This is a genomic window from Stenotrophomonas beteli (assembly GCF_001431665.1).
GTDB lineage: Bacteria > Pseudomonadota > Gammaproteobacteria > Xanthomonadales > Xanthomonadaceae > Stenotrophomonas > Stenotrophomonas beteli.
On the sequence record NZ_LLXV01000099.1, the window covers coordinates 25,762 to 43,098 of the forward strand.

General features: G+C 64.1%; 16 protein-coding genes. 3 read left to right on the forward strand and 13 right to left on the reverse strand.

Features of this window, described 5'->3' with window-relative positions:
• Window positions 1-39: 39 nt before the first annotated feature.
• Together ARC23_RS19895 and ARC23_RS19900 are read right to left on the reverse strand one after the other, a co-directional pair.
• Complete coding sequence (locus ARC23_RS19895; protein WP_160321672.1) at window positions 40-945, reverse strand: sterol desaturase family protein; 906 nt, start codon at window positions 943-945, stop codon at window positions 40-42.
• A 102-nt stretch (window positions 946-1,047) separates the two neighbouring features.
• Entirely contained in the window at window positions 1,048-1,488 is a 441-nt protein-coding gene (locus tag ARC23_RS19900) for a pilin (RefSeq protein WP_057498795.1), read from the reverse strand.
• 361 nt (window positions 1,489-1,849) lie between these two features.
• On the opposite strand from ARC23_RS19900, the gene ARC23_RS19905 reads away from it, so the two are divergent.
• Genes ARC23_RS19905 through coaE form a run of 3 tightly spaced genes read left to right on the forward strand, consistent with a single transcriptional unit; the run spans window position 1,850 to window position 4,604 of the window.
• The gene (locus tag ARC23_RS19905) at window positions 1,850-3,109 is read left to right on the forward strand and encodes a type II secretion system F family protein (RefSeq protein ID WP_057498796.1); all 1,260 of its coding nucleotides are present in this window, start codon (window positions 1,850-1,852) and stop codon (window positions 3,107-3,109) included.
• Window positions 3,110-3,117: 8 nt separating this feature from the next.
• Window positions 3,118-3,981 (forward strand): prepilin peptidase, encoded by an 864-nt coding sequence (locus ARC23_RS19910; protein WP_057498797.1) that lies wholly within the window; start codon window positions 3,118-3,120, stop codon window positions 3,979-3,981.
• 11 nt (window positions 3,982-3,992) lie between these two features.
• A complete protein-coding gene (gene coaE, locus ARC23_RS19915) occupies window positions 3,993-4,604 on the forward strand; it encodes a dephospho-CoA kinase (protein ID WP_057498798.1) in 612 nt (203 codons plus the stop codon).
• A 128-nt stretch (window positions 4,605-4,732) separates the two neighbouring features.
• Here coaE and ARC23_RS19920 read toward each other — a convergent pair whose 3' ends face one another.
• From ARC23_RS19920 to ARC23_RS19970, 11 genes are all read right to left on the reverse strand, one after another.
• Window positions 4,733-5,119, reverse strand: a complete 387-nt coding sequence (locus ARC23_RS19920) for a hypothetical protein (protein WP_057498799.1) — start codon at window positions 5,117-5,119, stop codon at window positions 4,733-4,735.
• Between the two features lie 417 nt (window positions 5,120-5,536).
• Window positions 5,537-7,519: a T6SS phospholipase effector Tle1-like catalytic domain-containing protein gene (locus tag ARC23_RS19925; RefSeq protein WP_238985286.1), complete on the reverse strand. Its 1,983-nt coding sequence runs from the start codon at window positions 7,517-7,519 to the stop codon at window positions 5,537-5,539.
• A 179-nt stretch (window positions 7,520-7,698) separates the two neighbouring features.
• A complete protein-coding gene (locus ARC23_RS19930) occupies window positions 7,699-8,322 on the reverse strand; it encodes a DUF3304 domain-containing protein (protein ID WP_057498801.1) in 624 nt (207 codons plus the stop codon).
• Window positions 8,323-9,288, reverse strand: a complete 966-nt coding sequence (locus ARC23_RS20615; RefSeq protein ID WP_238985287.1) for a phospholipase effector Tle1 domain-containing protein — start codon at window positions 9,286-9,288, stop codon at window positions 8,323-8,325.
• Window positions 9,289-9,464: 176 nt separating this feature from the next.
• Window positions 9,465-10,073 carry a DUF3304 domain-containing protein gene (locus tag ARC23_RS19940; protein ID WP_057498803.1) on the reverse strand — a complete coding sequence of 203 codons (609 nt, stop codon included), beginning with the start codon at window positions 10,071-10,073 and terminating at the stop codon, window positions 9,465-9,467.
• Window positions 10,074-10,263: 190 nt separating this feature from the next.
• Window positions 10,264-11,079, reverse strand: coding sequence for a DUF4123 domain-containing protein (locus ARC23_RS19945; protein ID WP_080393126.1), 816 nt, complete (start codon window positions 11,077-11,079; stop codon window positions 10,264-10,266).
• Complete coding sequence (locus ARC23_RS19950; protein ID WP_080393127.1) at window positions 11,072-13,684, reverse strand: type VI secretion system Vgr family protein; 2,613 nt, start codon at window positions 13,682-13,684, stop codon at window positions 11,072-11,074. Before ARC23_RS19950 ends, ARC23_RS19945 begins: the two co-directional genes overlap by 8 nt.
• A 263-nt stretch (window positions 13,685-13,947) precedes the next feature.
• On the reverse strand, window positions 13,948-14,364 hold the full coding sequence (locus tag ARC23_RS19955) for a hypothetical protein (RefSeq protein WP_057498806.1): 417 nt from the start codon (window positions 14,362-14,364) through the stop codon (window positions 13,948-13,950).
• 279 nt (window positions 14,365-14,643) lie between these two features.
• Window positions 14,644-16,011 carry a sensor histidine kinase gene (locus ARC23_RS19960; RefSeq protein WP_057498807.1) on the reverse strand — a complete coding sequence of 456 codons (1,368 nt, stop codon included), beginning with the start codon at window positions 16,009-16,011 and terminating at the stop codon, window positions 14,644-14,646.
• The gene (locus ARC23_RS19965; protein ID WP_005410804.1) at window positions 15,974-16,651 is read right to left on the reverse strand and encodes a response regulator transcription factor; all 678 of its coding nucleotides are present in this window, start codon (window positions 16,649-16,651) and stop codon (window positions 15,974-15,976) included. The genes ARC23_RS19960 and ARC23_RS19965 overlap by 38 nt, the downstream gene beginning before the upstream one ends.
• Window positions 16,652-16,812: 161 nt before the next feature.
• Window positions 16,813-17,274 (reverse strand): hypothetical protein, encoded by a 462-nt coding sequence (locus tag ARC23_RS19970; protein WP_057498808.1) that lies wholly within the window; start codon window positions 17,272-17,274, stop codon window positions 16,813-16,815.
• Between the last annotated feature and the right edge of the window lie 63 nt (window positions 17,275-17,337).

Consider the following 17,337-nt stretch of genomic DNA (forward strand, 5'->3'; position numbering starts at 1 on the left):
GTTTCTCAGACCAAACAACGTCAGTGGCGGGCCATGCGATCAGTCAGCGGGCCCGATCCGTTCCTTGATGGCACCGCCGTCCCCGGTCGCGGGGATGCCTCGCCTTTGCGTCCACCCAATTGGGGTTAACAGCGTTCTGAAAGGGGCCCAAACTTGAACAATGAAGGAATTGTGCCCTTCATCAGTCAATCCGGTAGGCGAATGGCATGCGCTGGGCACGTAATAAGTGCCAAATGCCAGATCAAAAATGGCAAAGACGGTAGCGAAGTTCTTGCCGACGCCTTCCCCTTCGCGCACGTGGTGCCACCGATGCATTGCCGGCGAGACCAGCACACGGCCAAGCCAGCCGAATGTCCATGGAACATTGGCATGCGTGAGCAGACCGTAGTAATGCCGGACAAGAGCATTAGCATAGATTGCCCACAACGGAACACCGATCAGCAGAAGAAGGCCGATGTCGAAAACGACTGCCCAGAGCCGATTCAATGGGTGCTGGCGATAAGCGGAAAACCAGCTCAGTTCGCGATCACTGTGATGCATGGCGTGGATGGGCCAGAGCCAGCGCGTATGTTCCAGCCGGTGACGGGCATAGCTGATGCCATCAGCGATGAACGACACTGCAGCAAGCGCCAGCACCGGCGGCAGCTCCGTCCACAAGCTCCGCAATCCAGCCGCTGGCCCCACTGCTGACATCTCATGCATCCACACCATGAGCATGCCAAGGAGAGGCATGACGAGAACCACTTCCATCAGCAGGCAGATGAAATTGACCATCGCCCCCTGCGGCCATAGTTTTGCCAGAACCGCAATCAGGTTCTTTCGCTGCAGAATCAGCGATAACAGCAGGAAGGCGCCCGCCTCAACCGACACCATCGAGTATGCGGCACTCAGGTGCTCCAATAGATTGAAGTTCGTCGCCGGAACGATGGTGGCCAAATAGTTCAAGAGCCCCTCCGCTCTAGTGGCAGTGAGCCAGCCAGACCAAACACTTTCCACAAAAAAAAAGTCCCGCATCATGCGGGACTTTCTTTTATTGCTGCTGCAGCATCAGAGAGCCGCAGCCTTCGCGCCCTGGCAGCTACCCGGACGGTACTTGGACTCGATGCTGCCTTCGCAGGTCCACTTCGGAATCACGCCATTGGCGACGTTGGTGTCATCGGCAAGCAGGGTGATGGTCTTGCCGTCGATATCGCCCGAGATGTTCTGGGCCGTCGCGGTGATCTTCTTGGTGGTCGAATCCCAGGTCAGCGCCGACACGTACTGGGTGGTCTGGACGTCCGGCTTCCAGGATGCCGGCGGCAGCGAGTTGTTGCTGGCCACGTACTCCGACACGTCGGTACGCAGCGAAGAAGCCGCCAGGATCACTTCCGAGACCTTGGCCTTCTTGGTGTAGTTCGAGTAAGCCGGCAGCGCGATGGCGGCCAGGATGGCGATGATCGCAACAACGATCATCAGTTCGATCAGGGTGAAGCCCTTCTGGTTCTTCATGGTGGTACATCCCCAAGATGAGTGGTGGTTGATGTCGGGGCTGACGGCCGGCCGGCCAGTTGACCGGATGAGCAGGCTGCCCGTCCCCGCGGGTGGATCGACGCAGGTAACGTGCCAATCTCCCATGGCAGCGTCTCCCCGATTTCCCCGCGCCAATGATGGCAGCAATTTCGCGGATGGGAACCCCCCCGCGTCAAATCTGCGATGGACGCGGCAATGTGACGCGGCACGTCACCTTTCGTCTCGGCAGGTCGAAAACCCTGCGCAGCGTCACGCCAGCGGGCTCCCCGGACGGCCCCGAACCGGCTACCATCGCCGGTCAGGATGCCCGCCTGGGGATGGCGGGCCTTGGGGAGCCAACATGTCTGTCAGTCGCAGTGCGATCAAGAAAGAGCCCGTGGCCCGCGCCACGATGGAACTGCAACCGTTTGTCTGGGAGGGGACCGACAAGCGGGGCATCAAGATGAAGGGCGAGCAGTTGGCCAAGAACGCCAACCTGCTGCGTGCCGAACTGCGCAAGCAGGGCATCAACCCTGGCCAGGTCAAGCCCAAGCCGAAGCCGTTGCTCGGGGCCGCCGGCAAACCGGTCACCGCCAAGGACGTTGCCTTCTTCAGCCGGCAGATGGCCACCATGATGAAGTCCGGCGTGCCGATCGTCTCGGCGCTGGAAATCATCGGCAGCGGGCACAAAAACCCGCGCATGAAGAAGATGGTGGACGGCATCCGCGCCGACATCGAGGGCGGTTCCTCGCTGTACGAGGCCATCAGCCGGCATCCGGTGCAGTTCGACGAGCTCTACCGCAACCTGGTCCGCGCCGGCGAGAGCGCCGGTGTGCTGGAAACCGTGCTGGACACGATCGCCTCCTACAAGGAGAACATCGAGGCACTGAAGGGCAAGATCAAGAAGGCCCTGTTCTACCCGGCTATGGTCCTGGTGGTGGCCTTCCTGGTCAGTACCGTGCTGCTGGTGTGGGTGGTGCCGCAGTTCGAGGAGGTCTTCAAGAACTTCGGTGCCGACCTGCCGGCGTTCACCCAGATGGTGGTGAACCTGTCGCGGTTCATGGTGTCCTGGTGGTGGCTGATCGCCATTGTGGTGATCGGGGCGGTGGTGGCCATCGCCATGACCTACCGGCGCTCGGAGAAGATGCAGCACACCGTCGACCGGCTGGTGCTGAAGGTGCCGGTGATCGGCCAGATCATGCACAACAGCGCCATCGCCCGCTTCGCCCGCACCACGGCGGTGACCTTCAAGGCCGGCGTGCCGCTGGTGGAGGCGCTGGGCATCGTGGCCGGCGCCACCGGCAACAAGGTCTATGGCGACGCCGTGCTGCGCATGCGCGATGACGTGTCGGTCGGCTACCCGGTCAACATGGCCATGAAGCAGCTGAACCTGTTCCCGCACATGGTCATCCAGATGACCGGCATCGGTGAAGAGGCCGGCGCCCTGGATGCCATGCTGTTCAAGGTGGCTGAATACTACGAGCAGGAAGTGAACAATGCCGTGGATGCCTTGAGCAGCCTGCTCGAACCGATGATCATGGTGTTCATTGGTACCATTGTCGGTGGCTTGGTCATCGCGATGTACCTGCCCATCTTCAAACTCGGCGCCGTCGTCGGCTAAAGGCATCAATGGCATTTCTCGACCAGCACCCCGGCCTCGGCTATCCCGCCGCGGCCGCTTTTGGACTGCTACTGGGCAGTTTCCTCAACGTGGTCATCCTGCGCCTGCCCAAGCGGCTGGAGTGGCAGTGGAAGCGCGATGCGCGCGAGGTGCTGGAAGAACCGGACTTCTACGAGCCGCCACCGCCGGGGATCGTGGTGGAGCCCTCGCACTGCCCGCACTGCAAGCACAAGCTGAGCTGGTACGAGAACATCCCCCTGTTCAGCTGGCTCGTTCAGGGGGGCAAATGCCGCCACTGCAAGGCGCCCATCTCGCTGCAGTACCCGCTGGTCGAGGCCCTGACCTCGGTGCTGGTGCTGGCCTGCGTCTGGCAGTTCGGCTTCGGCTGGCAGGGGTTCGGTGCCATCGTGCTGACCTGCTTCCTGATCGCCCTGTCCGGCATCGACCTGCGCACCCAGCTGCTGCCGGACCAGCTGACCCTGCCCCTGATGTGGCTGGGCCTGATAGGCAGCATCGACAACCTGTACATGCCGGCCAAGCCCGCCCTGGTGGGCGCGGCGGTGGGCTACCTGTCGCTGTGGACGGTCTGGTGGCTGTTCAAGCAGCTGACCGGCAAGGAAGGCATGGGCCACGGCGATTTCAAGCTGCTGGCGGCCCTCGGCGCCTGGTGCGGGCTGAAGGGCATCCTGCCGATCATCCTGCTGTCTTCGGTGCTGGGCGCCATCATCGGCTCGATCTGGCTGTACAGCCGGGGCCGTGACCGCGCTACGCCCATTCCGTTCGGCCCCTACCTGGCCATCGCTGGCTGGCTCTACTTCATGTGGGGCGCGCCGCTGGTGGAGCATTACCTGGTGTTGAGCGGGCTGCGCTGAGGGGATTCCCCATGAGCCGTTATGTGGTGGGCCTGACCGGTGGCATCGCCGCCGGCAAGAGCGAGGTGACCCGGCGCTTCGAGGCGTTGGGCATCGTGGTGGCCGACGCCGATCTGGCCGCGCGCGCGGTGGTGGACGCCGGCAGTCCGGCCCTGGCGCAGATTGCCGGACGCTTCGGTGCCGGGATGCTGCTGGCCGATGGCCAGCTGGACCGGGCCCGATTGCGCGCTCATGTCTTCGCCGACCCGGCTGAACGGGCGGCGCTGGAAGCCATCACCCACCCGGCCATCCGCCGGCTGATGCAGCAGCAGTGTGAACAGGCAAGCAGCCCATATGCGATCGCGGCCATTCCGCTTCTGACCGAGGTGGGTGGGCGGAAAGCCTACCCATGGCTGGACCGCGTGCTGCTGGTGGATGCGCCGGAAGCGGTGCAGCACGCCCGCCTGATGCAGCGCGACGGCATCGACGCCGCGCTGGCCGACCGCATGATCGCCGCCCAGGCCAGCCGCGCGCAGCGCCTGGCACTGGCCGATGACGTGGTGGTCAATGATGGGCAGCCGCAGGACCTGCAGGCGCAGGTGGAACACCTGCATGCGCGGTATCTGAGGCTGGCGGGGGGCTGAGGCCCGGTTGCCGGCCAGCGGCCGGCACTACCAAAGCGTATCCACGCGTTGCGGGAATCTGCAGTTCTGCTGTAGATCCGAGCCCACGCTCGGCTGCGATCACAGAGGCATTCCGCATACGCGTGGACCTACTCCACCTGTTGGCGCGCGTGGCGGACCAGTTCGCGGGCGCCCAGCAGCAGGCCATCGACCACATCCGGGCTGAGCTGCTGGTGGGCACCGCCCTGTTCACGCGCGGCGGCGGCAGCGTGCAGTACCTGGACCACTACCTCCAGACCGGCCAATGTGCGTGCCACCCCGGCCTGCGTTGCAGCCTGCGCCGGGCTGAGGCCCGCCGCTTCAAACCGCTGGCCATCGGCACCGTCGCGGCCGTCCATGCGCGCCAGCAGCGCGGGCAGCAGATCGTTGGGATCATCGAGCAGGGTTTCCAGTCGCTCGGCGGCGGCGGCGGGCAGCCGGCTGACGGCCTCGCCGATCAGGGCGGATAGATGGGGAAATACGGGGCGTGCGGACATGGTGAGGTTCCTCGCAGACGGCAAGCCACCCGCAGAGGCAAGGTGGCGGACGGTGCGGGTTGGCGTACCGGACAACTCCCAGATGGATGAAAACTCCGGCGGATTCCCAGGAATCCCCACGCACCGTCCGCCGTGAATCAGACACGGTGCATTGTCCACGATGCCCTGCGAGGCATCGGAAGCTTTCCATCTTGGAGTTGATTTCAGGACGCCAATCCCGGCCAGGGCACCCGCCCCGGCTCAGCCATCAGGCCACCGGAAGACGCGCATGTCCGTAGGGGAAGTCGCGGCTGCGACGATTCGTGCAGCGACGCACGTCCGAGGCGCGGCACGCATCACGCAGGTGTCGCGATGCCCCTCGGTGCTGAGGCGCACCAGTAGCGCTGAGCACGCCGGTTACGACAACGGGCGCAAGTGCTACGCGGCCGCGTCCTCCGCACGCTGCCACCTTCGCGCCGATGCCTCGGCCACCGCCACACCGGGTGGATTGAGATAACAGGTGCGCCAGCGCAGATAGCCCCACTGCCAGTGGTACTCGCGGCCAGTCAGCTGCAGTGCTTCCTCATAGTTCTCCGGGTGCTCGCGCCAGGCTGTCAGTTCCTCCAGTTCCTGCACCGACATCGCCAACGGCACCCTTGGTTGGAACAGCTGCCCGGCCCGTTGCATGCGCTCCCGCTCCTGCCGGTGGGCCTGTTCGATCGCATCCAACTCCTGCATCCGCTGCCGGTAGGCGTCACGTTCCCGCTGCTGCACATGCAGCCACTCGTCATCGTCCAGCCCGAACGGCTTGAACCACGCCCGCGAGTCGTGCACATAGCCATCCAGAAATGTTGCCACGGGCTCGGGCGGCACCTGCCGCGACGCCCATATTTGCTCGATGTGGCCATCCAGCCATTGCTGCTCCTTCTGGCCACGCAGCTTCGCCTGCACGAAATCAAACGCCGGAATGCTGTTGTACGGCGGCGGCGTAGCCATGCCGTGGTGCGAGGTGACAACGGTGCTGCGCACCCGCCGCGTTGCGTTGTTGTAGCGCATGCCCCATACCTCCTGAGCCAGCTCGGTATTGCCACCGCGCAGGTCCGCGCGGTCCTGCGCCGACGCACGCTGAAAACCCGGCAGCGCGGCGAAGTCGTCCAGATGCTGGCGCCGCCACAACAGATACTGGCGGTAGTGCGCATACATCAGCGCCGCCGTGCGATTGGCTCTGGACGCGGGATTCATGGCCGGCAGGAACGGCGCCATCGCCTTCAGATAGGCGTTGTAGTGCTGGCGCAGGGTGGGAGAGATCTCGAACTGGCGCTGCAACTCCACGCGTGCCTCTGCGATGGGCAGCAGTGGCACACCTGCCGCCAGAGCGTGCCTGTACATGTCGCACAGCGGAATCTGCGAGAGTTTGTCTGCGTCATTCGGCGAACGCCCCTGCTCGCCCGGTGCATACCCGCCACCCACGTCCGAATGCACCCCAGGGTAGATGATCTGCTCGCAGTTCGCGCCGTCCACCAGATCCACCGGGAACGAGCCACGTACTTCATGTGCGGCCACCATGTGCACGCAGCGACGTACATCGCTAGGAATACGCAGGTCTTCGGCCGCCGCCCAGCCACCGTGGCCATCAAATACCGCTTCAAAAAAGCTCTGCGCAGCACCGACCGAGGCCACCGTATCGAACAGCCCCATGAAATCGATCTGCACTGGAATGCCACACAGACGCAACGGCCCCGGACCGGGATCGCAGGCATCGCCGAGCCAGTTGCAGAACACGCGCGCCTCGGTGGCGCCCCGCGAGAAGCCGAATACCGAGATCCGGATGCGATCCACCCGGGGATTCTGTTTCTGAAACGGCGCCACCTTCCTTTCCAGAAAGGCGCGCCGTTCCTGCAATACCGCCCGGCGCGACGCGTGATCGGCACGGGCCAGGTGGGTGCCCCGCACCCGCTGCAGCGCATGGACCGTATTCCAGAAACCACCGCTGAGCGAGTTACGTAGATCGAGCTCTTTCTCGCCCTGGTTGACAGCCAGATAGTTGGACAGCGGCATTCGCGCGGCCTGCGCCAAGCGCTCTACGTCCTGCAGGCTCAAGCGGAGATCGGCGCTCATTTTCCGCGCGACAGGGGCGGTGGATTCGAAGCCCATGGCTCTGGTCACGGTGGTACCCGCGAAATGATCGAGCAGGTGGTCCTGCACCTGCATTAGCATCCAATTCACCCGCCCCTCGCCGCCCCAACCCGCTGCCGCACCGGCACGGGCGTGCCAGCCGGTGCCGGTGTCGCCAATCTCTTTCAGCGCCTCGGTTCCTACGCCTTGGATGTAGCTTGAGAACTTCTTTCTGCGTCGCTCCTCACTCCGCAATCGGTCAGCATCATAGACATCGAAAAGCCGCGATACATTGCTCTCACTCATATCCCCACGTCTTTTGGACGCCAGCCTGTGGTTACGTGTCCCATCAAAGAAGCAACCCATTGAAAGATCCACACCACAGTCGGATCCGACTTCCGACAATGAGGCCGCATATCGCCTCGCTTCACTGGACCTGAGCTGCGTTGGTTGCTCTGACGTCGGAGTAGATATCCCCACCCTCACTATTCCGCCTCCTTGCCCGCTGTTGCTTCCAGAAATCTCTTAATCTTTGCTGGATCACCGTGCCCACGACCGAAGTCAATGTCGTAAGCGAAGCCCGGATATCCTGGAGAGTACGGAGTAGCCACGACCCGCACCTGATCACCTGGAAAGTAGAAGAAATAGATGAACCCATCAATAAACGGCTCATAGGGCGCGACAAGAACGTCCTTCTCAACATAGCTTTGGGGATCTTTGAGAAACATGCTGCTGGTGCGGTAGGCCACTGCCACTTTGAGTCCCGGATGCCAAGAACGAGGGAGCGTCACGCAGCAAGTGCGTCCGTTACTGCTGGCGTACGGTTGCATGCCGCCCCCCCACACGTTATTGATAAAGACTTTTCCAAGGCCTTCGTCGGAATAGTTGGCGATGCCAATCTTCAGATGCATCTCCGGCGGAGCATCGGTAATGTCGTGACCAGTATCAGGCTCAATAATTCGCTGCTTCGGGGGAGCCAACGGTGGTGGCCCAATCCTGAAATCCATGAACTTGAGCGCCAGGCCTGCCAAAGCAAACATCGCCAACCCGATCAGAACGATACTTACGAACACCTTCTTCACAACGCCCTTTCCGCGGACACTATTCATTCAAACGTACCTTCGAATGGGGGATATTCTGGGACAGATGATCTGCTCGCAGTTCGCGCCGTCCACCAGATCCACCGGGAACGAGCCACGTACTTCATGTGCGGCCACCATGTGCACGCAGCGACGTACATCGCTAGGAATACGCAGGTCTTCGGCCGCCGCCCAGCCGCCGTGGCCATCGAATACCGACTTAAAGAAGCTCTGCGCAGCACCGACCGAGGCCACCGTATCGAACAGCCCCATGAAATCGATCTGCACTGGAATGCCACACAGGCGTAGCGGACCCGGACCGGGATCGCAGGCATCGCCGAGCCAGTTGCAGAACACGCGCGCCTCGGTGGCGCCCCGCGAGAAGCCGAATACCGAGATCCGGATGCGATCCACCCGGGGATTCTGCTTCTGGAACGGCGCCACCTTCTTTTCCAGAAAGGCGCGCCGTTCCTGCAATACCGCCCGGCGCGACGCGTGATCGGCACGGGCCAGGTGGGTGCCCCGCACCCGCTGCAGCGCATGGACCGTATTCCAGAAACCACCGCTGAGCGAGTTGCGTAGATCGAGCTCCTTCTCGCCCTGGTTGACAGCCAGATAGTTGGACAGCGGCATGCGCGCGACCTGCGCCAAGCGCTCCACGTCCTGCAGGCTCAAGCGGAGATCGGCGCTCATTCTCCGCGCAATGGGGACAGTGGAATCAAAGCCCATCGCGGTCGTGACGGTTGTCTCTGCAAAATGGGTCAAGAGATGATCCTGGACCTGCATCAGCATCCAGTTCACCCGCCCCTCACCGCCCCAACCTGCTGCCGCGCCGGCACGGGCGTGCCAGCCGGTGCCGGTGTCGCCAATCTCCTGCAGCGCCTCGGTACCTACGCCTTGGATGTAGCTAGCAAAGTTGGTTGGCCGACGACCAACTCCTTTCGCTCGCTCTAGATCGTAGACGTCGAAGAGTCGAGACACATTACTCTCACTCATGTCTCCACGTTTCTTGGAGGCCAGTCTGTGATTACGAGTCCCATCGAAGAAGCAGCCGATTGACACATCTATTCCACAATCCGATTCAGTCACTATACGGGAAGCGGAATATCTACCCAATTCATTCAAACTGAGCTGCATTGAAGGATCTGACATCGGAGGCGCCGCGACCACTTTCATTCCGCCACCCCACCCCTCGCCGTCACATCAAGGAACTCATTGATCTTATCTGAATCGCGCTCGCTGTCAGCAAAATCAAGATCGTATGCAAACTTGGGAAACCCTGGGAAATATGGGGTAGCTACAACCCTTACCTGATCACCAGGGAAATACATGAAGAAGATGAAACCATCCAGGAAGGGCTTGTAGCGCGGCACAACGACCTCCTTTTCAATATAACTACGCGGATCCCTGAGGAACATGCTACTCGTACGATAAGCCAGCGTTACTTTCAGTCCTGGATGCCAAATTCGGGGGAGCGTCACGCAGCAGATGCGTCCGTTACTGCTGGCGCGTGGCTGCATACCGCCCCCCCAAGTATCATTGATGAAGACCTTTCCTAGCCCTTCGTCAGAATAGTTAGCGATGCCAATCATCAGATGCATCTCTGGTGGGGCATCGGTAATGTCGTGGCCGGACGCGTAGTCAATGATGCGTGGCTTCGGCGGACCGGGCGACGGTGGCCCGACCCTGAAATCCATGAATTTGAGCACCAGACCTGTCAACGCAAACAGCGCCAGCCCGATCAGAGAAATCCTGACAAATACCTTCTTCAACAGAGCCATTCGCCCGACGCCTTTCAGTCAAACGTACCCTCGATTGCGGGACGTGCTGTGATAGATGATCCGCTCGTAGTTCGCGCCATCCGCCAGATCCACCGGGAACGAACCACGCACCTCATGTGCCGCCACCATATGCACGCAGCGGCGTACATCGCTAGGAATACGCAGGTCTTCGGCTGCCGCCCAGCTCCCTTCATGGCATCCCACAATCGCCTTGGCGGGCGCCCCAGCAGGCAACGGCCTTGATCGTCATCCGATGTGCCAGCGCAGGATGGTCGATGCCCCGGCGCGCCAAGCGCGCCAGCACGTTCTCCGCGCAGCGATGCACCTGCGAGGGCAGCATGCCGCCCGGACGCAGCACGGGCCGCTGCAGAATGAAGCGCGTGATGGCATCGGCCTGGCTTCCGCTCCGTAATGCGGCCTCCTGAGCCGCAGTGAACGTCAGTGGTTTTGCGTCGGCATCGAACTGCGTCCCGCCCTTGCCGGTCACGCACATCCAATCTCCGATGCCGGTAGGCAGGTGCCAGTCATGCAGACCAGCCAGCACGCGTGCCCGTTGTGCATCGTCCAGCGCATCCAGCAAGCGGGCGGCGGCACGCCCATCGCCCCAGCGCAGCAACCACGGCTGGCCGGTACTGGAACGGCCTTCCCCTATCCGCCGGAGATGCCCGGCCAAGGCATGTGGATCGGCGCTCGTGCGCAGCACCGACAACATTGGTGCGCCATCGCTCAGCTCCAGCAGCCCTTGCCAGCAGCGATCGCGTGCTCCAGCGTCGTTCGGCAGGACAACCAGGCAGGGTGACAACCGGTCCAGCCCTTTGCCCGCGTAGCGATGCGTGAACAGGGGCGCCACTTCAGCGGCCATCGCGCGCAGCTGCGTCCAGGCGTCCGGCGCGAATGCCATATCCAGCAGCGCGCAGGCGGGCTGCGTCTCCACACGCTGGTCGCCAGGGGTCTGCCACGGCAACCGGGAATGCCGCCACGGATCGATCCATGGGGCGTCAGCCATTCTTCGCAGACCACGGCAAGCCGGCCTGCATCGCCTTCAGCAGGCACTCCACGCAGACCGTCTGCGCGAACTGCGGCAGCGGAAACAGCTCCTGCGCTGGGCCAGTGAAGTGCCGTTCGCCGGTCTTGAAGGTCAGCGTGCCCGGGCAGGTCACGTGCAGGTTGCCGTCCTTCAAGGTCATTGCCGCGCCGCCCCCCGTCGCAATGTGCAGGGTGCCTCCTGCGGCCAGCTGCACCTCCCCCTGGCGACTGGCCGCCACCATACTGGCCCGCGCCTGCAGGTACACGGCGTCTGCCTGCGCCTGCATATCAAGCGCCTGTTCGCCAGCCACCACACTCAACCCGGCACTCCCCGGATTGCGTGTCGCGCCAGCCAGCACGCCGATGGCCTGGCGGCACTGCCAACGCCCATGGCCGGCAACGATCACCGCTGAACTGCCGCCACTGGCCAGCAGCGTACTGTGCCCCACCCCCAGCTGGATTGCCTGCCCGGCCACCTGGCAGATGCCTGCCGGTGCGGACAGGCCAAGCACTGCAGACCCGGTTGCAGGAATGTCTTCGTCAGTGCCCTGCAGCCGCTGCGATGCTGCCACGCTGTCGGCCAGAGTCTGCAGCCTGCTGGCATCGTTGCCCTCGACGGCGTGCCCGCGCAGCCGCACCGTACCCTGCTGCCGTGCCGCTTCATCAAAGGACTCCGCCAGCACCAGCGTCTGCCGCAGCAGCGCGACGGGGGCAGCACGCAAGCCGGCAGGAGCGGACGCGGAGCGCTGCATGCTCTCCAGCCAGAGGCCTGCCGTCGCACGCACGGCCCCCCACGCGTCGCTGCGCAGTTCGAATCCGCTTCCGCGCAGACTGCCGCGGAAGTTGTGCTGCAGGTGATGCAGATGCCCCATGCTGATCGCGCTATGGCACTGCGTTGTGCCAAGCCGTACCTGCAGCTGGTCGTCGCTGTCGTCGAACTCGAGACTGTTGCCGCCATCGCCATCCCAGCCCTGCGAGCTGATGCCCCATACGGCGCCCGCATTGCGCTGGGCCGATCCGCCCGCGCCTGCAGCATGCCAGCGCGGGGCGTTGCCACCGGCCAGGTTGTTCTGGGCGCTGCTGCCAGCATCGGTGGACAACGCCAGCGCTTCAGCGCGTGACTCGCCCCTGCCGTTGTAGAGCGCGCCAATCACGATGGGGCGGCTGAGGTCGCCGTTGATGAAGTCCACCACCACCTCCTGGCCGACGCGGGGCAGGAACTGGCTGCCCACGCCGGGGCCGGCAAAGGCCTGGGTGACACGCAGCCAACCGCTGTCAGCCTTGCTGTCGGTGACAAAGCCGAACCGCACCCGGATGCGCCCGTTGCTGTCCATGTGCAGCGGTGCACCGTCATCGCCACCGAGCACGGTCGCCAGTTGTGGCCCAGGGGCCGTCATCCGCCTTGCCTTGCCATGCAGAGAACGCCGCCACCGACGGTCGAACGGTATGGCCTCGAAGCGGTTGGCATAGCCCAGCCTCTGCGCGCGATCGGTGGGCAGGGTGTCGGGCATTGCGTGCGACGACAGGTGCTGCTGCAGTTCGAGAACCGCAGGCAGTTGATTGACCGCTGCGTGCCGCACCGCCGTAAGCAGCAAAGCAGGTACCACACGCTGGCCGGGCTCTGGCAGGACCTCGAATGCGTAGCCGGGCTGGAAGTCCGGCTCGGTACTCTCGCCGGTCCAGCGCCGCTGCTCACACAGTGCTGCTTCGGTGTCGCGCATCACTTCGGCCAGAGCCTCGCGTGAGGTCTCCCACGCCGCGTGGCGTGTCGGCGAATAGTCCTCCAATGGGCTACTGGCCACAGTGCGTACAGGCAGGCTGGCTGAAACCACCCGCAACGGATCGTCCAGATCCGCCACACGGGTCATGTGGGTCGGCACCACGCGACAGGCCTCATGCAACAGCACGATACCCGCGTCGTCGGGCACGCGCTGGGTCTGGTGCAGGCGCCGGGGGCGTGGCAGCACCGAGCATCGCGTGCTGTCGCCGAAGATCATCAACGTATGCCCACCAGGTGCTTCGGGCAACGTGCGGATGCACCAGCCCAGGCCTTCATCGGCCATCAGCTGTTGCAGGAACGCCATGTCCGATTGGCGGTACTGCACGCGATAGCCCCGGCACCGACGCTCAAGCGCCGCCGCACTTCCAACGTGCCAGGTCCAATGTGCCAGCGGCGCGTGTACCGAGAGCACCGTGCTGATGATGCTCGCCACATTCTCGTCCTGGAACACGCGGCTTTGACGGCTGTCGTACAGCCAGGCGGTCCAGTCGGCCAAGTGAACGCGGTACCGCACCAGACTGCCCGCGTAAGCCAGGCGTTCGACACTGCGGACCAACCCCGCCCGGACAATCTCGGCCCCATCGGGCAGGCGCGTGGTAATGCTTGCGGGCCGCGCCACCCAATCATCCAGGTTGTGCTCGCACGCCTCGCCCAGCAGATCGATCTGGCAGCGCAGGCCTTCGGACAACGATTCGCTGCCGTGCCAGCGCTCCACGACCAACCGCAGGTCGCCAGGACCGCAGAAACGATGGAAGCGCGATGACGCTTCGTAGGCAGCAACGAATAATGATGTTCGATGATCCATGGCAGTACCTCGACGAATACAGCGCGCGAGGGCGCGCTTTCCCGTGGTTCAAGCCTTGTCGGATCGATGCGGAGGACGCAATCTTAAAAGTGTCTGAAAAGCGCCAAGGATCGATCCCGCTCCAGGATGCCGGGCCTCGCTTGTTTCCACGTGGCGACGGGCGGGCCGATGCCCCGCCGCCGGGATCGTGGAATGCGACACCGCACGCGGGAGATCGCCCGTGTCCAGGCGTGGTGCGGTTCCGGGCCGACCCTTGAGCCACGCTAGTGCAGGGTTGCTGCACCCCGGGCCATTTCGGCCTGCAACTGCTGCTGTGCGTAGCAGGTCAGCTCGCGCGCGGCCAGCAGCAGGCCTTCGACAGCGTCCGACGGCACGACCTGCAACGGGCCTCCGCGGGTGCGCGCGATATGCGCGGCATACATCATCCGGGTCAGGGTGGAGATGCCGGCGACGGTGTGCCTGAGGCCAGCCGGCGTACCGGGCTGCGCAGGCTTCAGCCCGGCGCGCCGCGCAGCGTCCGCGGTGAAACCGTCTACGTCCATCTGCGCCATCAGGATCGGCATCAGCCCATCGGGCCGCGACAGCATATCCTCGACGCGCTGGGCGACCTCAGTGGAGAGTTGGCTGACCGAATCGCCAACCAACTGGTGCAGGTTCGGGTAACGGGTGTGGTGTGACACGACGATGCTCCTGGCAGGCGACGGACGATCCGACGCTGGCATCTGGCCATCTGCGCTCCGGCGCGTCAGGAGGCAAATGCGTCAACGTGGGAGCGGGTGTCTGGAACCGTGAGCCACGGCACACCCAGGCAGGCGGAAACAGTCATGTTGATGCCGCCAGCAGCGGTAGATCCACGCCGTGCGTGGGTGGCGGATGCGATGTGCCGGCCATCAGTGCCAACCAGGTGGGCCCCCACCCCATGCAGATCCGTGTGCCGCCCCGGGTCAGCCACGCCGCCGTTACAGCGGCTTGGGCGAGAACGTCAGTGTGGCGATCACCCCGCGCTGGCCACCCGGTCGCACGCTCACCTGCCAGCCGTACAGGTCGCACAGGCGACTGACGATCGACAGGCCGATGCCGCCGCCCTGCGAATGGCCGGCGTGGGTACCGCGGTAGCCGCGCTGGAACAGCCTGGCTGCGTCTTCCTCGCTCAGGCCCGGGCCGCTGTCGGTCACCGAGACGGCATTGGCGCCCACATGCACGCGCACTTCGCCATCCTGGGAGTACTTCACCGCGTTGCCGATCAGGTTGCCCAGCGCCACCGACAAGGCGGCCTCCGGCGCGTCGATCACCAGATCCCGCTCGCCTTCCAGCGCCAGTTCCAGCGGCTTGCCGCCCAGCTGCGCGCGGTGTGCATCCAGCAACTGCTCGGCCACGCGGGCCACGTTGCTGGTGCCCTGCCCGCGCTCGTTGCGCGACAGCAGCAGCAGCGCGCCAATCAGATCGCTGCATTGCTGTTCGGCACGCTGGATGCGCTGCAGGCGCTGCAGCACCTTCTCGTCCAGGCCAGGCCGGGTCAGCAGCAGTTCGGTGGCGCCACGGATCACCGCCAGCGGCGTCCGCAGCTCGTGGCTGACGTCGGCGTTGAACTCGCGGTCGCGCTGCACCACTTCGGTCAGGCGCGAGGAGTAGTCGTCCAGCGCCTGCGCCAGCTGCCCCACTTCGTCATCGGGGAAGCGCGGGGCCAGGGGCTCTGGCTCACTGGTGCCGCCACGGTAGGCGCGCAGCCGCGCCGCCAGGTCCGACACCGGCTTCATCACCTTCGAGGCCGACCACCAGCCGAGCACCAGCGACAGCACGCTGAACACCAGCACCGACAACACCAGCGCGCGGTTGAGCTGCTTGCCGCCGCGCACGCTGTCGGTCATGTCATAGGCAAGAAAGAACCAGGCGTCGGGCGTTTTTCGCACAGCCAGCTTGTAGGAATAGGGCTCACCGTGTTCGTCGCCACTGACGCTGTGGATGCCATCGGCAAAGCCCGCCCACTGCGCGCGCTCTTCGCGCACCCGGTCGAACTTGTCCTTGGAATATGCATACGCCCGGATCTGCAACACCGGCGCATCCGGGTTGTGCCCGGGATGCTCGTAGTAACGCCGCGCATACTCGTCGATATTGCGGTTCATCAGCTCTTCCACCAGCTGGTTCTCCACGCGAAGGCGGGCCCAGTTGGTGGCGAACGCGAACAGTGTCGTCAGGCAGAAGCCCAACAACACGAATGAAACGATGATGCGGCTGCGCAGGCGCCGCCGATAGGGCGTACGCCGGCGCTCCCCCTTGGCTGCCACGGAATCAGGCTTCCGGGGTGGCGATGCGGTATCCGATGCCATGGCGGGTCTGGATCAGCGGCACTTCAAAGGGCTTGTCGACCACGGCGCGCAGGCCATGGATATGCACGCGCAGCGAATCCGAGTCGGGCAGTTCTTCGCCCCACACGCGGGTTTCCAGTTCCTGCCGGGTCACCACGGCCGGGGCCGCTTCCATCAGTGCCTGCAGGATCTTCAGCGCGGTCGGGTTGAGCTGCAGCAGCTTGCCCTGGCGGCGCACTTCCAGCGTGTCCAGGTTGTACTCCAGATCGCCGGTCTCCAGCACGCGGGTCTGCACGCCCTTGCCGCGCCGCGACAGCGCGTTCAAGCGCACTTCCACTTCCTGCAGCGCGAACGGCTTGATCAGGTAGTCGTCGGCGCCGGAGTCGAAACCGGCCAGCTTGTTGTCCAGCGAATCACGCGCGGTGAGCATCAGCACCGGGGTCTGCTTGCGCGCTTCGTTGCGCAGCTTGCGGCAGACTTCGATGCCATCCATGCCCGGCAGGTTCAGATCCAGCACGATGGCGTCGAACTCGTGGACCACCGCCAGGTGCAGGCCGGTCACGCCGTCGGCAGCGAAGTCCACGGTGTGGCCACGATCCTCAAGGTAGTCGCCAAGGTTGGCGGCGATGTCGCTGTTGTCTTCGATTACGAGAATGCGCACTGGAACCTCTGGTTCTTGAAGGGTCGTCGGGGGCCAGGCCCACCGCCCCAGAATGGCCTGGGGGCAGTGGACGCGACGTCTACCTGCTGAACGATACAGGTTCCAGTCTTAACATTTCGTACCGAAGGCGCGAGGCGGGCAAGGGTCCCCGGGGGCGCCGCTCAGCGGCTGAGGCGCTGCTGGTCGGTCAGGGCCTGGCGGCTGTCCTCCTGGGCCTTGCGGCGCTGGGCCACGGTCATGCACACGCTCTGCGGCATGTTGCTGCCGGTCAGGCGCTCGCGGCGGCAGACCATGCGGCTGTCGGCCTGGGCCCGGCTCATGATCGTGTTGACGATTTCCTGCTCGTTGAAGATGTCCGTGCGCTCCTGCGCGGCCAGCTCGTCCACCTTCTCGCGGCCGTTCATCTTGACCTTGATCCGGTTCAGCGCCTGCTGCACGCGGCTTTTGTCTTCCAGGCCGATCTCGCTGTAGTCCTCGCTGCCGATGGCCGTTTCAACGCGGCGGATCTGTTCGGAGACCGGCGTGGTGGCGTCCATGCGAACGGCTTCCTTCTGCGCCTTGGCCTGCACGGTGGCTGCCAGGCCCAGGGAAAGCATCAGCGCGAGCGTGGTGGTGCGGTACATGACGAGCTCCATGTTCGTCCGTGAATAGGGCCCCGACTTTACGGTTCCACCGATGCGTTCACA